The organism is Paraburkholderia sp. BR10937 (assembly GCF_040965695.1).
Lineage (GTDB): Bacteria > Pseudomonadota > Gammaproteobacteria > Burkholderiales > Burkholderiaceae > Paraburkholderia.
The window spans coordinates 99,971-115,329 of the sequence record NZ_JBFRCL010000004.1 but is presented as its reverse complement, the minus strand read 5'-3'; the positions used below and the strand labels follow the sequence as shown (position 1 = coordinate 115,329).

14 protein-coding genes and 2 pseudogenes are annotated in these 15,359 nt (G+C 62.9%); 5 read left to right on the top strand and 11 right to left on the bottom strand.

Translation table 11 applies throughout. The features are described from left to right. Positions 1-358 precede the first annotated feature (358 nt). A complete protein-coding gene (locus tag AB4Y44_RS05175) occupies positions 359-667 on the top strand; it encodes a DUF4148 domain-containing protein (protein ID WP_342919789.1) in 309 nt (102 codons plus the stop codon). 143 nt (positions 668-810) lie between these two features. On the opposite strand, the gene AB4Y44_RS05170 is transcribed toward AB4Y44_RS05175, so the two are convergent. Beyond that, positions 811-1,383: an isochorismatase family cysteine hydrolase gene (locus tag AB4Y44_RS05170; RefSeq protein ID WP_342919790.1), complete on the bottom strand. Its 573-nt coding sequence runs from the start codon at positions 1,381-1,383 to the stop codon at positions 811-813. A gap of 387 nt (positions 1,384-1,770) precedes the next feature. Here AB4Y44_RS05170 and AB4Y44_RS05165 point away from each other — a divergent pair, with 387 nt between their 5' ends. Together AB4Y44_RS05165 and AB4Y44_RS05160 are read left to right on the top strand one after the other, a co-directional pair. After that, the gene (locus tag AB4Y44_RS05165) at positions 1,771-3,204 is read left to right on the top strand and encodes a hypothetical protein (protein WP_342919791.1); all 1,434 of its coding nucleotides are present in this window, start codon (positions 1,771-1,773) and stop codon (positions 3,202-3,204) included. Between the two features lie 101 nt (positions 3,205-3,305). Further along, positions 3,306-3,572, top strand: coding sequence for a DUF2867 domain-containing protein (locus tag AB4Y44_RS05160; RefSeq protein ID WP_342919792.1), 267 nt, complete (start codon positions 3,306-3,308; stop codon positions 3,570-3,572). Between the two features lie 143 nt (positions 3,573-3,715). On the opposite strand, the gene AB4Y44_RS05155 is transcribed toward AB4Y44_RS05160, so the two are convergent. The 7 genes and pseudogenes from AB4Y44_RS05155 to AB4Y44_RS05125 all read right to left on the bottom strand — a co-directional run bounded on the left by AB4Y44_RS05155 (position 3,716) and on the right by AB4Y44_RS05125 (position 10,799). Further along, positions 3,716-4,276 (bottom strand): cysteine hydrolase family protein, encoded by a 561-nt coding sequence (locus AB4Y44_RS05155; RefSeq protein ID WP_342919793.1) that lies wholly within the window; start codon positions 4,274-4,276, stop codon positions 3,716-3,718. A 250-nt stretch (positions 4,277-4,526) separates the two neighbouring features. Then, entirely contained in the window at positions 4,527-5,573 is a 1,047-nt protein-coding gene (locus AB4Y44_RS05150; RefSeq protein ID WP_368698880.1) for an ABC transporter ATP-binding protein, read from the bottom strand. Continuing rightward, positions 5,570-6,565 carry an ABC transporter ATP-binding protein gene (locus AB4Y44_RS05145; RefSeq protein WP_368698879.1) on the bottom strand — a complete coding sequence of 332 codons (996 nt, stop codon included), beginning with the start codon at positions 6,563-6,565 and terminating at the stop codon, positions 5,570-5,572. Before AB4Y44_RS05145 ends, AB4Y44_RS05150 begins: the two co-directional genes overlap by 4 nt. A 1-nt stretch (position 6,566) precedes the next feature. Beyond that, entirely contained in the window at positions 6,567-7,481 is a 915-nt protein-coding gene (locus AB4Y44_RS05140; protein ID WP_368698878.1) for an ABC transporter permease, read from the bottom strand. A 3-nt stretch (positions 7,482-7,484) separates the two neighbouring features. Continuing rightward, positions 7,485-8,423, bottom strand: coding sequence for an ABC transporter permease subunit (locus AB4Y44_RS05135; protein ID WP_368698877.1), 939 nt, complete (start codon positions 8,421-8,423; stop codon positions 7,485-7,487). 16 nt (positions 8,424-8,439) lie between these two features. After that, the gene (locus tag AB4Y44_RS05130) at positions 8,440-10,056 is read right to left on the bottom strand and encodes a peptide ABC transporter substrate-binding protein (RefSeq protein WP_368698876.1); all 1,617 of its coding nucleotides are present in this window, start codon (positions 10,054-10,056) and stop codon (positions 8,440-8,442) included. A 172-nt stretch (positions 10,057-10,228) separates the two neighbouring features. Continuing rightward, positions 10,229-10,799 (bottom strand): annotated as a pseudogene (locus AB4Y44_RS05125) (cupin domain-containing protein). 257 nt (positions 10,800-11,056) lie between these two features. Here AB4Y44_RS05125 and AB4Y44_RS05120 point away from each other — a divergent pair. Together AB4Y44_RS05120 and AB4Y44_RS05115 are read left to right on the top strand one after the other, a co-directional pair. After that, positions 11,057-11,959 carry a DMT family transporter gene (locus AB4Y44_RS05120; protein ID WP_342919799.1) on the top strand — a complete coding sequence of 301 codons (903 nt, stop codon included), beginning with the start codon at positions 11,057-11,059 and terminating at the stop codon, positions 11,957-11,959. A 215-nt stretch (positions 11,960-12,174) separates the two neighbouring features. Further along, a pseudogene (locus tag AB4Y44_RS05115) lies at positions 12,175-12,531 on the top strand (GNAT family N-acetyltransferase); the annotation flags it as partial. A gap of 1 nt (position 12,532) precedes the next feature. On the opposite strand, the gene AB4Y44_RS05110 reads toward AB4Y44_RS05115, so the two are convergent. The 3 genes from AB4Y44_RS05110 to gcvA all read right to left on the bottom strand — a co-directional run bounded on the left by AB4Y44_RS05110 (position 12,533) and on the right by gcvA (position 15,288). Continuing rightward, positions 12,533-13,912, bottom strand: a complete 1,380-nt coding sequence (locus tag AB4Y44_RS05110; protein WP_368698875.1) for an MFS transporter — start codon at positions 13,910-13,912, stop codon at positions 12,533-12,535. A gap of 34 nt (positions 13,913-13,946) precedes the next feature. Further along, a complete protein-coding gene (locus AB4Y44_RS05105) occupies positions 13,947-14,258 on the bottom strand; it encodes a winged helix-turn-helix transcriptional regulator (RefSeq protein ID WP_342919801.1) in 312 nt (103 codons plus the stop codon). Between the two features lie 130 nt (positions 14,259-14,388). Next, the gene (gene gcvA / locus AB4Y44_RS05100) at positions 14,389-15,288 is read right to left on the bottom strand and encodes a transcriptional regulator GcvA (protein WP_342919802.1); all 900 of its coding nucleotides are present in this window, start codon (positions 15,286-15,288) and stop codon (positions 14,389-14,391) included. Positions 15,289-15,359 lie beyond the last annotated feature (71 nt).

The following is a 15,359-nucleotide window of genomic DNA, read 5'->3' as shown; positions in this document are numbered from 1 at the left end:
TGCCGAAACCGTGCGACGGGCAAGCGCATGGCGATGCGAGCCTGCGCGACGCTACGCCGTCGTAGCCCCCAAGCGCGGATCGTTTGCATATGTTCAACCCAGTCGTGCTCAAGGCAAGGAGGTTCGCTTTGAGCAGGATCTCGTTCGTGACGGGAGGGAATCAGCGAAGTGAAACGGCCAGTCCTGGCACCGCTCGCGCTCGCGTGACTGGGCGGTTCCCCTGGCGCCGAGGTCAGTCGGATGTGCGGCCAGCTCGCTTGAACGCACCCTGCTTCACTGCATCGATGGGTCGTTGACGCCGGTTGCATGCAAGAAGTCTTATCGAACCGTACGTGGCAATCGTTGGAGGTAGCTCATCATGAAATGCCTTGCTCAAACTGTCGTTATCCTTACTATCGCGGCTGCTCCGGTTCTCTCGTTCGCACAGTCGAACGGCCCCGTGACGACGGAACAGGTTCGCGCCGAACTCGTCCAGCTCGAACAGGCTGGCTACCACGTCGGTGACGGCGACAATGCAAGCTATCCAGCGGATATCCAGGCTGCCGAAGCACGCGTGGCCGCGCAGAACGGCGGGAGCAGTTACGGCGGGATGGTCAGCGGATCGTCAGCGTCCGGCGCGCCAGCGGCGGCCATTACCGGTTTGAAGCCGGTTTACTTCGGTCAGTAAGACACTGCGTTGACGGGCTGTCTTGTGCGGTCTCGCAGCACGTCGCACTAACGCATCACACGTTACACGAAAGCCCCTCTCCCGAATCGAGAGGGGCTTTTTGATTGCTTCGCGGAGTTTGGGGGAGAGAGGGCGGGGATCGTCTAGGCGAGCAGCAGCAATGCGTCCGCGAGCGAGAGTACCGTGGTGCGCGAATCGAATGCGGTGGAGAACAGGTGTTCGTGTACCACCGGATCTGGGTCGTAGCAGCAGTCCTTGACCGTGTACAGGCGGAAGTCCGCGTCGCTTGCATACGCGACCGACGACAGCACAACACCGGTCGATGCAATGCCGACCATGATCAGCGAGTCGATACCTTGTGCGAGCAGTCGCGCCTGCAAATCGGTGCCGAAGAACACACTGGCCCGGTGGGCAGCGATGACCGGTTCGCCAGCCCGCTGGCCCAGCTCCGGCGAGGTCTGGTCGTCGACGAAGAGACCGAGTTGCTTGATTCCCTGCCCGTTCTTGTTCAATGGGCTGACTTCCGGATAACCCGGACTGAAGCGGAGGTTGGCGAAATAAACGCTGACGCCTTTAGTCCGCGCCGCGTCGCAGAGCTTGCGCGTATTGGCAAGCAAGACCGGCGCGACCGATGGAAAGAGCCCGAGAATGTCGGTCTGATAGTGCATGACGAGAAGTGCGGTTTGGGCCGGCGCGATTGCCGGAATCGACTCCATTCACAATCCTCCTGTCTTTCGACACGCGGTTCCTGTTCACGACGCGAGAACGTCGAACGCGGAGAATCATCCATTGGCAAAACGACGCTCCGCTGCTGTGGAAATAGTACTTTATGTCGTCACGCATGGTTAGCCATGCAGATGAAGTATCGTCTGCGTGTCATCCTCAAACCTGATAACGGGCTTTGGCCAGGCTTCGATCGGGCCGGCTTATGCCTGTTGCATGATGTGCGCTTCCGAGGCTGCGACGTCGGCCCGAGCGTGGGAGAATGCATGGTCGAGTTGGACTGGACGCCATGACGTACGGTGGGTGGCGCGCGTGGTTTGTTTTGCTGTGTGTTTCCTTCACCGGGCATACGCGGCCCGACTTTCTAGCGAGTGCAAATCATGCACCAGGACCTGATCAACGCCTTGACCATCATTGGCGCCATTTCCCCCGTCGGTCGCCTGAAAATCGAAACTAAATTGCGCGATCTGCCGCAGCAGGAACAGTTGCAGATCGTCGCCTTGATCAAAAGCGCCGATAACCTCGCGTACTTCTGGCAGGGCAGCTGGGTGCAGGCGGCGCGCGCCTGGCTGCTGGTGCGTGTGGTCGAATGGATCTCGCTGGGCTCGTTCGTGCCGCCCAATGACCAGACGCAGATGATCGGGTGGGTCGGACAGCTGCGCACCATGGCAGAAACGGTGGTACGCCAGCAGTTGCTCGAGCTGGTCACGGGCCGCGCCACGCTGGATGCACTGGCGCTGGCGCAGTGCAATCTCGAACGGCAGTCATGGCAGCCGAAGGTGGCCTTTACTGAACCACTGAAGCACAACGATAACAAGTTCTGCTATCTCGTCCATGCCATGCGTCCGAGCACCGGGTTGATTGCGCCGACCAGGGACACGCTCAAAATGCACGAGTACACGGTGAAAAAGCTGGGGCGTTTCATCGAGAAGGGCAGCGACGGCACGCTAACGCTGAAATCGGCCGAGCTTTACCTGACCACCCCCAGCACGATCGAAGCCGAGATGCTCAGTTGCTCGCTGATCTGCGAAAACCGCAAGAAGCTATATGGCAACTTCAGCTTCGGTTTCATCCTCCAGGCACCGAGCACCAATATCTGTATCGCCAGTCCGAGTGATCTGGCGATTTCCAACTCCCAGGCGCGTGCCGCTGTGCTGGCCATGCAGCCCACGCCTTTGCACCGGCTGGTACAGGTGGACGCCTTCCTGGAGTCGCTGCTTGGCCTGTATCAGCAGCCGCTGAAGTCGCCGTCGCAAATCCTGGCACTCAGTTCGCCGACCGGGCACAACGAGGTCGTGGTGCTGGGCTTTGCCGGCAAGGAGCGGGTGAAGATCGCCGGCATCTTCATCAAGGTCACCAGCAAGAACATGCTATGGCAGTCCTTCGTGAATGACGATGCCGCGCACTGCCTGCGCGGCATGATTCTGACGTGTGCCGATATGTGTGGGGTGCCCATCGTGCCGATTCAGGACGATAACGACAAATGCCCCGGCTCGGAGATCGGCTTCCACGAATGGCTGGAAGGGAGGAAGGCCTCGCTGAGCCCCGGGAGCAGTCCGTCGATCCAGGCGACGCCTTCGCTGTCGACCGCCGGTTCCTCGTCGCTGGTGCTTGGTGACACGGTTTCGGTCTACCGCGATCGGGATCTTATCCGCGAATACGACATGATCGCTATCCGTCAGGATGCCAGAATGTACTTGCAGCAAGGCATGAATCCGGAGCAGGTGCATCGGCGCCTGCACGATCAAGGTGGGTTGCCGCATAAGGTGGTGGAGCGTGTGCTGGAGTCGCTGGGACATCGCAATTACATGTGAACGGTGTGGCGCGCAGGGAACTTTGCCGGCCGTTGTGCAGGTTTGTGTCGGTCCGCTTTTCGCCTGCCCCCATGACACTGGAAATATCAACAGGGGTACTCATGACAAACAAAGTCTTGCTGATTCCCACGCCGGCGGCGGCAATTCGTGCGTCTGGATTGACACACATTGATTTCGCCGATGGTTATTCCGGCCAGGCAGATCGAACCTACGTGGACGCCGAACAAGCCGCGCGCGCCGTGTTCGCCGATCCGCCACACGTGGTCCGATGTCTGATGGCCTTGCGCAACGGAATCGTGGCGCCGTTCGGACTAAGGGCAAGTGTTGACTTTAGCGATCGGGAGTCGTGTAGGTCGAGCGGAAAGTAGCCTGGGCTTGCGTCCAGCATTGAACGACGAAGACCGCATTGTGGCGGCCTCCAGGTGAAGCGTTGCTTTGCCGGACACGTGGACCACGACGCGAATTGGCGAGACTGGCAGGAAAGAAATCGTCGCGGTTCGGCCACAAGCTGTCAACCAGAGCGCGTGAAATCAACGTCTCCACTCTCGATTACTCCGCCGAAGCGGCCCGGCGCTCTTTGATTGCTCCAGTACAGATTGGTATGGTTTATCACGGCTTCCGGTGGCGGCGCACCTCTTCGCGTCATATCCTCTGTCGTATGGGCATCGCTGACCAGTGTTGCATCATAGCCGCGCGCGAGTGCTCCATGCAGTGTCGATCGAATACACATGTCAGTCTGCGCGCCGGTCACAATTAGTTTGCCAACCCCGAGCCTCGACAGCACCTGCTCCAGATCGGTGCTTTCAAACGCGTCGCGATAACTCTTTTCGACAATTGCTTCCCCTTGCACCGGGGCAAGCTCAGCAACGATCTGCCACGCTTCGCTGCCCGCCTTGAGTTCTTCGTCGGCGTGGCGGACCCAGACAACCGGCACCTGTGCAGCACGAGCCCGATCAATGAGCGAATTGACTGCGCCGAGCACTTCGTTACGTCGATATGCGTTCGCGATGACTGCGTTTTGAAGATCGATAACGATAAGTGCGGTGTTGGGGCGATCGGCTAACGTGGTCATGAGCAGATATATCTTGTGGAAAGAGCGTATCTTAGCGGGACTTGCGAACCGCAACGCAAGTGCCGCTTTGAGACGCGCAAGCGATACTCGTACGCGGGACCCAAAAGTCCGCAGCGGTTGGCTCACCGCCGACCGCGAGGCAGAATTCCCGAGACGGCCAGGAGCGGTCGCTCGATGGCAGCCCGGAATCGTCGATCAGCGCGATTGTTGCCCAGCAGGCGGTCCGCGTTTTTCGCAGCGAACCTCGCGTTTAACGCCCGCTCATCGACGCTTCCAGCGAAGCATCCCCCACACGTATGCAGGCGACGCGGGTTGCGTTCGCACCGTGCGAGACGGCCTGCGGAATATCCCGCGCGCAGGCTTCGATCGCATCCGGGCAGCGCGTGCGAAACGCGCAGCCGGAGGGCGGATTGAGCGGCGAGGCAATCTCGCCGCGCAACAGCAGATGACGACGCGCGCGCTCCACCACCGGGTCGGGCACCGGCACCGCGGAAAGCAGCGCACGCGTGTACGGGTGGCGCGGCGTGCCATACACGTCGCGCTTGTCGCCGAACTCCATTACGCGCCCCAGATACATCACCAGCACGCGGTGGCTGATCGCTTTGACCACGGCCAGATCGTGCGCGACGAATAGCAAGGAGAGCGACAGTTCGCGCTGCAGATCGCGCAGCAGGTTGACGATCTGCGCCTGGATCGACACGTCGAGCGCCGAGACCGGTTCGTCGCAGATCACCAGTTGCGGCTCGCCGATCAGCGCGCGCGCAATGCCGACGCGCTGACATTGGCCGCCGGAAAACTCGTGCGGATAGCGGCGCAGATGCTGCGCGTTGAGGCCGACGCGTTCGAGCATGGTCAACACGCGCCGCTGCACGTCGGCGCGCGCGATATCCTGGCCGTGCGTCGTCAACGGTTCGGCGACGATCTGTTCGATCGTCATGCGCGGGTCGAGCGAGGCGAGCGGGTCCTGGAAAATCATCTGCACGTCGCGGCGCAAATGCGAGGTGTCGCGGCGCCCGCCCGGCAGCATGGTTTCGTTGCCGAGCCAGCGCACGCTGCCGTCCGCCACCGGAGCCAGTCCGATAATGGCGCGCGCCAGCGTGGACTTGCCACAACCCGATTCGCCGACGAGCCCGACGGTCTCGCCGCGCCGAACGTTGAACGACACGCCGTCCACGGCACGCAGCGTGGCTTTGCCGGACCACGGAAAGCCGCCGCGCGACACGCCGAATTGCACTTTGAGATTGTCGACGCGCAGCAGCGTAGCCGCGTCCTGGCCGGAATGTGGAGTGGTATTCATGCGTGTTGTACCTCCAGGATTTCAGTCGCCGGACGATGGCACGCGCGCCGGGCACCCGCGCTGTTCTCCGTGGCGGCGAGCGCCGGGCGCGATTCACGGCACTTGTCGCTGCAATACGCGCAGCGAGGCGCAAAGGCGCAGCCCGCGCCGACTTCGCCAGGCAGGGGCGGATTGCCTGGAATGGTTTGCAACGGCAGGTCGTGGTCGTCGGTCAGGCGCGGCAGGGCGTTCAGCAGGCCGAGCGTGTACGGATGCGTCGGCGCGGCGAACAGCGCGCCCGCACTGGCCTGCTCGACAGTCTGTCCGGCGTACATCACCATCACGTCGTCGCACAGGCCGGCGACTACGCCCATGTCGTGCGTGATCAGAATGATCGCGGTGCCGCGTTCGCTGTTTAGCTCGCGCAGCAACTCAATAATTTGCGCCTGCACGGTGACGTCGAGCGCGGTGGTGGGTTCGTCGGCGATCAGAATTTCGGGCTCAGAGAGCAGCGCCATCGCGATCATCACGCGTTGCCGCATGCCGCCGGAAAACTCGTGCGGATACATATTGATGCGGCGCGCGGCATCCGGAATGCGCACCGATTCCAGGGTTTCGATTGCGCGGCGGCGCGCCTCGCGGCGCGACATCTTGCGGTGCAGTTGCAGCGTCTCGGTCATTTGCCGTTCGATTGTCAGGAACGGGTTGAGCGAGGTCATCGGGTCCTGAAAGATCATGCCGATGCGGTCGCCGCGAATCTGGTTCAGCTCCTTCTGATTCATGGTCAGCAGGTTTTCGCCACGATACATCGCACTGCCCGATACGCTGCCGTTGCCGGCCAGCAGGCCCAAGAGCGCCATCACGGTCTGGCTCTTGCCCGAGCCCGACTCGCCGACAATGCCAAGCGTGCGGCCCGCTTCCAGAGCAAACGACACGCCTTGCACCGCGTCGACGGGGGCGCCTTCGCGGCGCGTAAAGCGCACGCTCAGGTCTTTGACTTCGAGTAGCGGCATGTCAGCGGTCCTTCGGGTCGAATGCGTCGCGCAAACCGTCGCCGACGAAATTCACGCAATACAGCGTGACGCACAGCATCAAGGCAGGGCACAGCAGCAGCCAGGGCATCGATTCGAGCTTCTGCGCGCCGTCCTGAATCAGCACGCCCCAGCTCGTCATGGGTTCCTGCACGCCGAGGCCGAGGAACGACAGCACCGATTCGGTCAGCACGATGTTCGGCACCGTGATGCTGGCGTACACCACCACCACGCCGATCAGATTCGGCACGACGTGGCGCGCAATGATCGAACCCGAGCTTACGCCGATCGAGCGGGCGGCGTCGATGAACTCGCGCGAGCGCAGCGACAGCGTCTGGCCGCGCACCACGCGCGCCATGTCGAGCCACGAGAACGCGCTGATGGTCAGCACGACCAGGTAGAACGCGCGGCCGAACATCGTCATCATCAGGATCGCGATCAGCATGTAGGGGATCGCGTACATCATGTCGACGATCCGCATCATCACTGCGTCGACGCGGCCGCCCAGATAGCCCGCGGTCGCGCCGTAGGCAACGCCGATCAGCCCCGACACGAGCGTGCCGAGCAGGCCGACCTCGAGCGACACGCGCCCGCCTTGCAGCGTGCGCGCGAGCAGGTCGCGGCCAAGTTCGTCGGTGCCGAACAGGTGCATGCCCTGCAGCGTGGGCGCGAGGCTGATCGCGCTCCAGTCGCTGTCGATCAGATTGTTCGGCAGCAGCCAAGGGCCGACGACGCAGGCGAGCACGATCAGCAGCAGCACGAGCAGGCCGGTGAAGGCGGCGCGGTTGCGCACGAAGCGCCACGCTGCCGTGGCGAGCGGGCCGCGTGAACGCGGCGCCTGCGCAATGGCCGCGAGCGGATCGAGCGCCGCGGCAGTCGATTGAAGAGAGCGGGGCATGGATCAGTACCGGATGCGCGGATCGAGCCACGCATACGCGAGGTCGACCAGCAGGTTGAACAGCACGGCGACGGCGGTCGTCAGCACGACGAGGCCGAGCACGAGGGTGTAGTCGCGATTGATCGCACCGTTGACGACCAGTTGGCCGAGGCCCGGCAGCGCGAACACCGACTCGGTGACGACGGCGGCGGTAATCGACGAAATGCAGATCGAGCCGAGCAGCGAAACCACCGGCATCAGCGCGGGCTTCATGGCGTGGCGCAAGACAATCGTGCGGCCCGGCAAGCCCTTGGCGCGCGCCGTGCGGATGAAGTTGCCCGACAGCACTTCGATCATGCTGCCGCGCATCACACGGGCAATCGCGGCGACGTTGATGATGACGAGGAGGACGATCGGCAGCACGCGGTAGCGCCACTCGCCTTCGCCCCAGCCGCCGGCCGGCAGCCAGCCGCGCCCCTCGGAAGTTTTCAGCAGGATCGCGAAAATCCACACCAGCACCGGTCCCAGCACGAACGGCGGCACCACATTGCCGATATTGCCGAGCACCATCACGAAGTGATCGACGAAGCGATCGCGCCGCACGGCGGCCACCGTGCCGAGCGCGACGCCGATCACGAGCGCGATCGGCACCGACACGCCGCCCACGCCGAGGCTCACCGGCAGCGCTTTCCACACCAGATCGTTGACGGTCCAGTCGGCGTAGCGGAACGACGGCCCGAGGTCGCCATGCAGCAGCGAACCGAGGTAGTGCAGGTACTGCTGCCACAACGGCTCGTCGAGGTGGTATTTGGCATTGAGGTTTGCCATCACGGCCGCCGACAGATGCTTCTCGGTGTCGAACGGTCCGCCCGGGGTGAGGTGCAGCAGCAGATAGCACGCGGTGATCACGGCGAGAATCGTCGGGATCGCCCAGAGCGTGCGGCGTAGCGTATAGGCCAGCATGACGGTGGTCCCGCGCTTAGTGCTTGATCAGATACATGTCTTGGGTGGCGCGCTGGTCGACGTAGTTGGTCGACGTGTAGCCACCCACATACGGCTTGACGAGCCGGTCAGCCGAGTACTGGAACAGCGGCACCATCGGGTAGTCGTTCATGATCATGTCGTGCGCCTGCGTGAGCATCGCGGTGCGCTTGGCATCGTCGAGCTGCTGGTTCGCCTGCTCGACCAGCTTGTCGGCTTGCGGATTGCAGTTGTGCTGATCGTTCTGCAGGCTGTTGCAGCGGATCAGGTCGAAATACGACATCGCGTCGTTGTAGTCGACGAACCAGCCGTCGCGCGAAGCCTGCACCTTGCCGTCGTGGCGCTGCTTGAGGAGCACCTTGTATTCGACGTTTTCGAGCCTGGTGTTCACGCCGAGCTTGGTGCGCCATTCCGAGGCCGTGAACAGCGCGACCTTCTTGTGCAGGTCGTTGGTGTTGTAGGTGAGCGTGAAGGTCAGCGGCTTCGCATCCGAGTAGCCCGCTTCTTTCAGCAGGTTGCGCGCGTACTCCACGCGCTTGGGCATCGGCCAGCCGGCCCAGTCCGGCTTGAAGACGGCCGCGCCCTCGGTGCCCTTGGCAATCAGGCCGTACATCGGCACTTCGCCGTTCGCGGTCAGGCGCTGGGTCAGCAGGTCGCGGTCGAGCACCATCGAAAGGGCCTGGCGCACGCGCTTGTCCTTGAAGGCCGGGTCGTCGTTGTTCAGGCTGTAGTAGTAGGTGGCGATCTGCAGGCCGGTTTTCAGCTCGGAACCGAACTGCTTGCTCAACTGCGTATAGATGCCGGACGGGATCTGATACGTGTAGTCGAACTGGCCGGCCTGGTACATGCGCATCGCCGTTTCGTCGTTTTCGATCGGCAGGTAGGTCACTTTCGTGATCACCACGTTGGCGGCGTTCCAGTAGGCCTTGTTTTTCGTGCCCACGATACGGTTGCCCGGCTGCCAGTCGGCCAGCACGTAGGGCCCGTTGCCCACGAGATTGCCCGGGCGGGTCCAGTCGGCGCCGAACTTCGCGACCACCTCGCGATTGACCGGCGCCATGCTCGGCATGGCCAACAGTTGCGGGAAGAAGGCGGCGGGCGTCTCAGTCTTGACTTCCAGCGTGTAAGGATCGATTGCGCGCACGCCAAGGCTCGTGAGCGGCGCCTTGCCGGCGAGAATCGACTTCGCGTTCTTCACGAATTCAACCAGGATGGTGTACTTCGAACCGGTTTTCGGATCGATAACACGCTGCCACGAGTAGATGAAGTCCGCGGCCGTGACCGGCTGGCCGTTGCTCCAGCGCGCGTCGTGGCGCAGCCTGAAGACCCACGTATCCGGCGCGGTGCGCGTCCACGACTGCGCGACGCCCGGCACGATCGCGCCGGCCGCGTCGATGCGCGTCAGGCCCTCGAACAGGTCGAGCGCGATGGTGTCGCCGGTCCACGATTCGATGTGCGCGGGATCGAGCGATTCGGTTTCGGCGGGCACCTGGCGGGTGATTTCCTGGGTGGCGGCGAGGCTGACGCCGGGCGGCACCGTGACGGCGAAGGCGGTCGGGGAAAATGCAAGGACGAGCGCGGACAGCGCCGCGGCATGGACGAACGGGATTTTCATCGGTTGAGATCGCAGGAAAGGTCGAAAAGGAAACGCGCTGGCGCCACAGCGCCCGTTTAGCTGCGTTGCCCGGGCCGGGGCGGCCCTTGTTGCTTGTCCGACATGTAGGAATCCTTACATTCAGTAATGCAGGCATTCCCCGCCCGGAGCAACCGGAAAAGGCGCCTGCTTCTTAGAACAGCCTTGGTGTGCCCACCCGGACGACCGCCGACTCGACTTTTGCGGTGTTCAACCAGCTGTGCGGCACCGTCGATTCGTAATGCGCGCTGTCTCCGGCGTGCAGCACGAACGTCTTACCTTCCAGCGTCAACGACACTTCGCCGTCGATCACATGCATAAACTCTTCCCCGGCATGGGTGGTGACTTCGGAGCGCTTCTGCCCGGGTGGCATCCTGACGAGGATCGCTCGAGCTGACGGCCCCGGTCACGTTGGTCAGCCGCGCAAACAGATTGGCCGAATCCGCAAAACCGAAGAACTTCAACTGATCACTGCGGCTCACACAGCGTTCTTCGCTGGGTGAGTCGACGAACTACTGCACGGTGACGCCGAGTGCGTGGGCGATACCGGCCAGCGACGTGATGGACGGTGACGCCAGGCCACGCTCTACCTGCGACAAAAACGGCTTCGAGATACCCGCTGCCGTTGCCGTGTCATCCAGCGTGCGCTTGAGCCGCTGCCGCAGAACGCGGATCTTGCTGCCGATTTCAACTGCCGGACTGCTCTTTTGAATTGTCGTGACCATATCAGGAGGAAATTACCCCGTCAAAAGTTGTTTGATATAAGTAAATATGGTTTGATTGCTGTCCAGGACGGGGCGCGGGCCTTTAATCGTTAAGTGCTGGTTGGGCGCCCGCTCCGGTCCGCAATATTCTTTTCGCATGATGCGCATGCCCGCGACGATCATCGCACTCGATGGAGTGCACTCCGCGCGGCCACTTTCGCCATTTCGGCGCAGGCCATATGCGATGATGCCAATACTCCTTACATTTGCGCATCGCCATGCCATCCTCCAGCGCAACACGAACTACATCGCTTGCGCTCAACAGCGTGGCCACCATACTGGCTTCGATGTTTTGCTTTGCCGTGGTGGATGCACTGGCGAAGACGGTCGCGCTGCAATATCCCGCCAATGAAGTCACGTTTTTCCGAATGCTCTTCGGTCTGGTGCCCGCTGTGGCGATGTGCTGCCGGGGGCGCCGTTCGTTAGCGGAGCGCCTGGCCAACATCGACATCAAAGGACAGACTGCGCGTGCGCTGACGCTCCTCGGCGCATCGGGACTCTTCTTTGCCGGCTTACCGTACGTCCCATTGGGAGAAGCGGTTGCACTCGCGTATTCGGAAACGCTAATCGTCATCCTGCTCGCCCCTTTGATTTTGCGAGAGCGATTGACGGGAAGTGGCGTCGCCGCGGCGCTCGTCGGATTCTGCGGTGTGCTGCTCGTGGTGCGCCCGGGTGGCGGTCAGTCAAGCTGGCTCGGTCCGATGTTCCTTCTCCTCAGTGCTTTCTTCGGCGCGCTATCCATCGTCCAGATCAAACGCATACGATCTACCGACGACTCGGTGACGACGGTTCTGTTTTTCACCCTTGTAGGGACGGTCGTTACCGGTCTTACTGTCGTGTTCAACTGGCGCACCCCATCTGTGGAGGCGCTCTTGATCATGGCACTCCTTGGCGCTTTCGCGACCGCAGGTCAGATCTTGATGACGGTCGCTTTCCGCCAGGCGGACGTCGGGAAACTCGCACCGTATAACTACACGAGCATCGTCTGGGCGGCGCTATTCGGTTACGTCATCTGGGGCGAACTGCTCCAGCCCCTGTCCCTCGTGGGAATTGCACTCATCGTCGGCAGCGCCATTTCGGTCTCGGTTGGCCGGAAAGACAAGGAGGGGCCGCTCGCCTGACGAGTCATGCGCCGGCGTTCGGCCACGCGGTACTCCAGTCACCGCGATTCGCTGGAAGATCTCGCGGCGGGGCGGGCGCATTTCGCGCTCAGTTTCGCCGATGCGGATAGCACGCCGTGCGAAGGCGTGGAATCGCTGGACTGTTTCACCCACGAGTACGTCGTTGCGGCGCGTAAGCCTCATCCGCGCGTTTCGGATTCGCTGTCGATCGAGCAGGTTTCCTCGTCATGGAACGGGGCGACCGGATCATCGGCTTCATCAACTCGGGGTGCGCCTACGATGTCGTGATGTCGGACGAAGCGTTCAAGGAACTCGTCGGACACGACGCAGCGGCGCCAAACGTCGTCATCATGTCCGTCGTCGTCGACCCCGCGGAGCAAGGCAAGGGCTACTCGACGCTGCTGATGGCGACCTTCGTTGGCCGCATGCGGGCGATGGGCAAAGCCACCATCCACCTGATATGCAAGGACCGGCACGTCGATCTGTACCGGAAGTTTGGCTACGCGTACGTGAGGCCGTCTGCATCCGACCACGGTGGCATGGCGTGGCACGAGATGATCCTCGTGCTCTGACTCAGCGATTCTGCTCGGACACCTCTCCGGCATCGGCATCGGTCTCGCGCGTATCGTTGCGCAAAACCCCTGCGTTCGCGGCTGACTCTGTTGCCGCGCCCGTCCCCGCAGGCGGCAGCGGTCCGGCCGCCTCGTCGCCGAGCAAGGGGCGCTCGGGGTGCACGAACAGCCATAGCAGTGCACCGCAGGCGGCCGCCGCGCCGATCACGATCATGCCGCTCGCCCAGCTATGCGTGACCTTGACGATCAAAGCCAGCGTCATGGGACCCGCGACGTTCGAGAGAGCGCCCCACACGTTCGTCCAGCCCGACATGACACCGGCGAACGCGCGCCCGAGATCCTGCGTGGCCGACCAGACGACCACCTGCACGAATCCTACCGCGGCAAAAGAGAGGCACAGCAAGCCGATGACCATCGCCATCGATTCCGCGCGCGAGGCCGCCGTCAATGCGAGCGCGCTCACGACGAATCCCGTCATCGCAACGGGCGTGCGCGCCCGATAGATCGAGCCGGTCTTGCGAAGCAGCCAGTCGCTGAATGCGCCCGCGACGAATACCGCCACGAACACGGCAACCCAGGGCAACGATGCGTACAGACCCATCGCCTTGAGCGATAGCCCGCGCGCACGCATGAGGTAGGTCGGCAGCCACGTCGTATAGAAGCTCTGGATCAACACCAGCAGAAAGTACTGGAGACCGAAGATCCAGAAGCGCGGCTGCTTCAGGCAGCGCCTGAGCGCACCCCTGGCCGCCACGCGCTCGGGGGGCTGGCCGGCGGCGATGTACTCGACTTCTGCCTTTGTGATGAGCGGATGTGAGGCCGGCGTGTCGCGGTAGCCGAACCACCAGATCGCGCCGAGCAGCAGGCCCAGTGCGCCGAATCCAAAGAAAACGGCATGCCAGCCGAAGCGCGCGATGGTCCACGCCGTGAGCGGCGCCGAAACGATCGGGCCAAGATAGAGCCCCGCGAGCAGCAGCGCGTTGCCTTTCGCGCGCTCGCTGGCCGGAACCCAGCGCTTGAGCGCGACGACACTGCTCGACCAGTCCGCCGACTGCGCCCCGCCCAGCACGAGCCGGCAGCCGAAGAGCCAGGCGAACGAGGTGCCCAGGGGCGTGGCGAGCATCATGAGCGACCAGAGCGTGCTCGTGCCGAACAGCACCTTGCGCGAGCCGAAGCGTTCGGCAGCGCGGCCGGCCGGTATCTGCCCGATTGCATAGGCCCAGAAGTAGATCGTGAGAATCATCGACATCTCGACGATCGACAGGCCCAGTTCGTTCTGGATCGTCGGGGCCGCGACAGCCATGGCCGTGCGGTCGAGCGTCATCACGAACGTCAGTGGCGCAACGAGCAATGCCACGATCTTCCAGCGGAGATGGTTCACGGTGTGCAACATCCCTTGTATGAGAGACCGCGAATTACGCCTCGCGGTCGGCGTGATCGGGATCGGCGGCTTCGAACCCTACTGGATCGCGCTCGGCCCACTGACGCGCCCAGGCCAGCAGCGGCTGCAACGCGGCCAGAAGATTCCTGCCTTCGGCTGTCATCCGGTAACCGCCGTCGCCGTGCTCGACGAGACCGGACGCCCGCATTTCCGCGAGCCGCGTATTGAGCAGGCGGGCATTGGTGTCGCACGCTTCCTGGAGCGCGCGAAACGTCAGCGCCTCGCCGCGAAGTTCCCACAGGATCCGCAGTGCGGTACGCCGCCCGAGCAGGTCCAGCACGACCATGATCGGCCGTCCGGTGGTCGAGCCGCGTACGGGTTGTCCTGGCCGTGGAATTTTCATGCTTTACTTTTTAAAGCATCGAGTCCGGCCTGTCAACCAGCGAGCGCGCAACAGGCGTGGCGCCGATCCAGCGCTACGCATGATGCGAAAAGCGCTGGCCGAGTTCGCGCAACCACGCGAGAAAGGTGTGGATTGCAGGATCGTCGAGGCGTGCTTCGCGGACATAGCTGCAGTAGCGCCATGCCGGTAGGGCGGGGCCGTCGAACGGAAACACGAGACGGCCCTCTTTGACGTCGAGCGCGACCAGTGCGGTAGGACCCATTGCGATGCCCAGACCGTCGATGGCGGCTTGCAGGGTCAAGTAAAAGTGATCCAGTTGCTGGGAATGGCGCGTGGCAAGCTCTGGGTGGCCGCTTGCCGCAAGCCATTCCGCCCAGAGGCCGGGATAGGTCGCCGTGTGCAGCAGGGTGTGGTGCGCCAGGTCCGCAACGCGGTGTATCGGGTGAGACTCCAAGACCCTGGGTGAGCACACCGGCAGCCGGACTTCCGATAGAAACTCCTTGACCGCATACCCCGCCGACTTCTGCTCGCTGCCGCGAATCGCCACGTCGCATTCGTCGCCGAGCTTTTCGATGGGCTCATCCGAAGTCGTCAGACGGACCTCCACCGCCGGGTTGGTCAACTGGAAGCTGGAGAGCTGCGGCAATAGCCAGCGCAGCGCGAACGTCGTCGGCGCGTTGACCCTCACGATCTGCGCGCGCGTGGCCCGAAGCTGCTCACTGGTCGCCAGCGCGATGCGATCCAGCGCCGCCGATACCTCGGCCAGGTAGGCGCGCCCCGACGCGGTCAAGACGACCCTGCGGCCGCGACGCTCGAACAGGTCGAGTCCAAGCCAGTCCTCCAGTTGCCGAACTTGTCGGCTAACGGCCCCGTGCGTGACGCAAAGCTCCTCGGCCGCCATGGAAAAACTCTCCGCGCGAGCGGCGGCTTCGAATACGCGCAGGGCGTTCAACGGTGGCAGACGGCGCGACATCAGCCCACACTCCTATGTGACTTTTCCTGACAAGTCCCGTGAGTTTACATCGCTTTTCGTGGCAGCAGCGT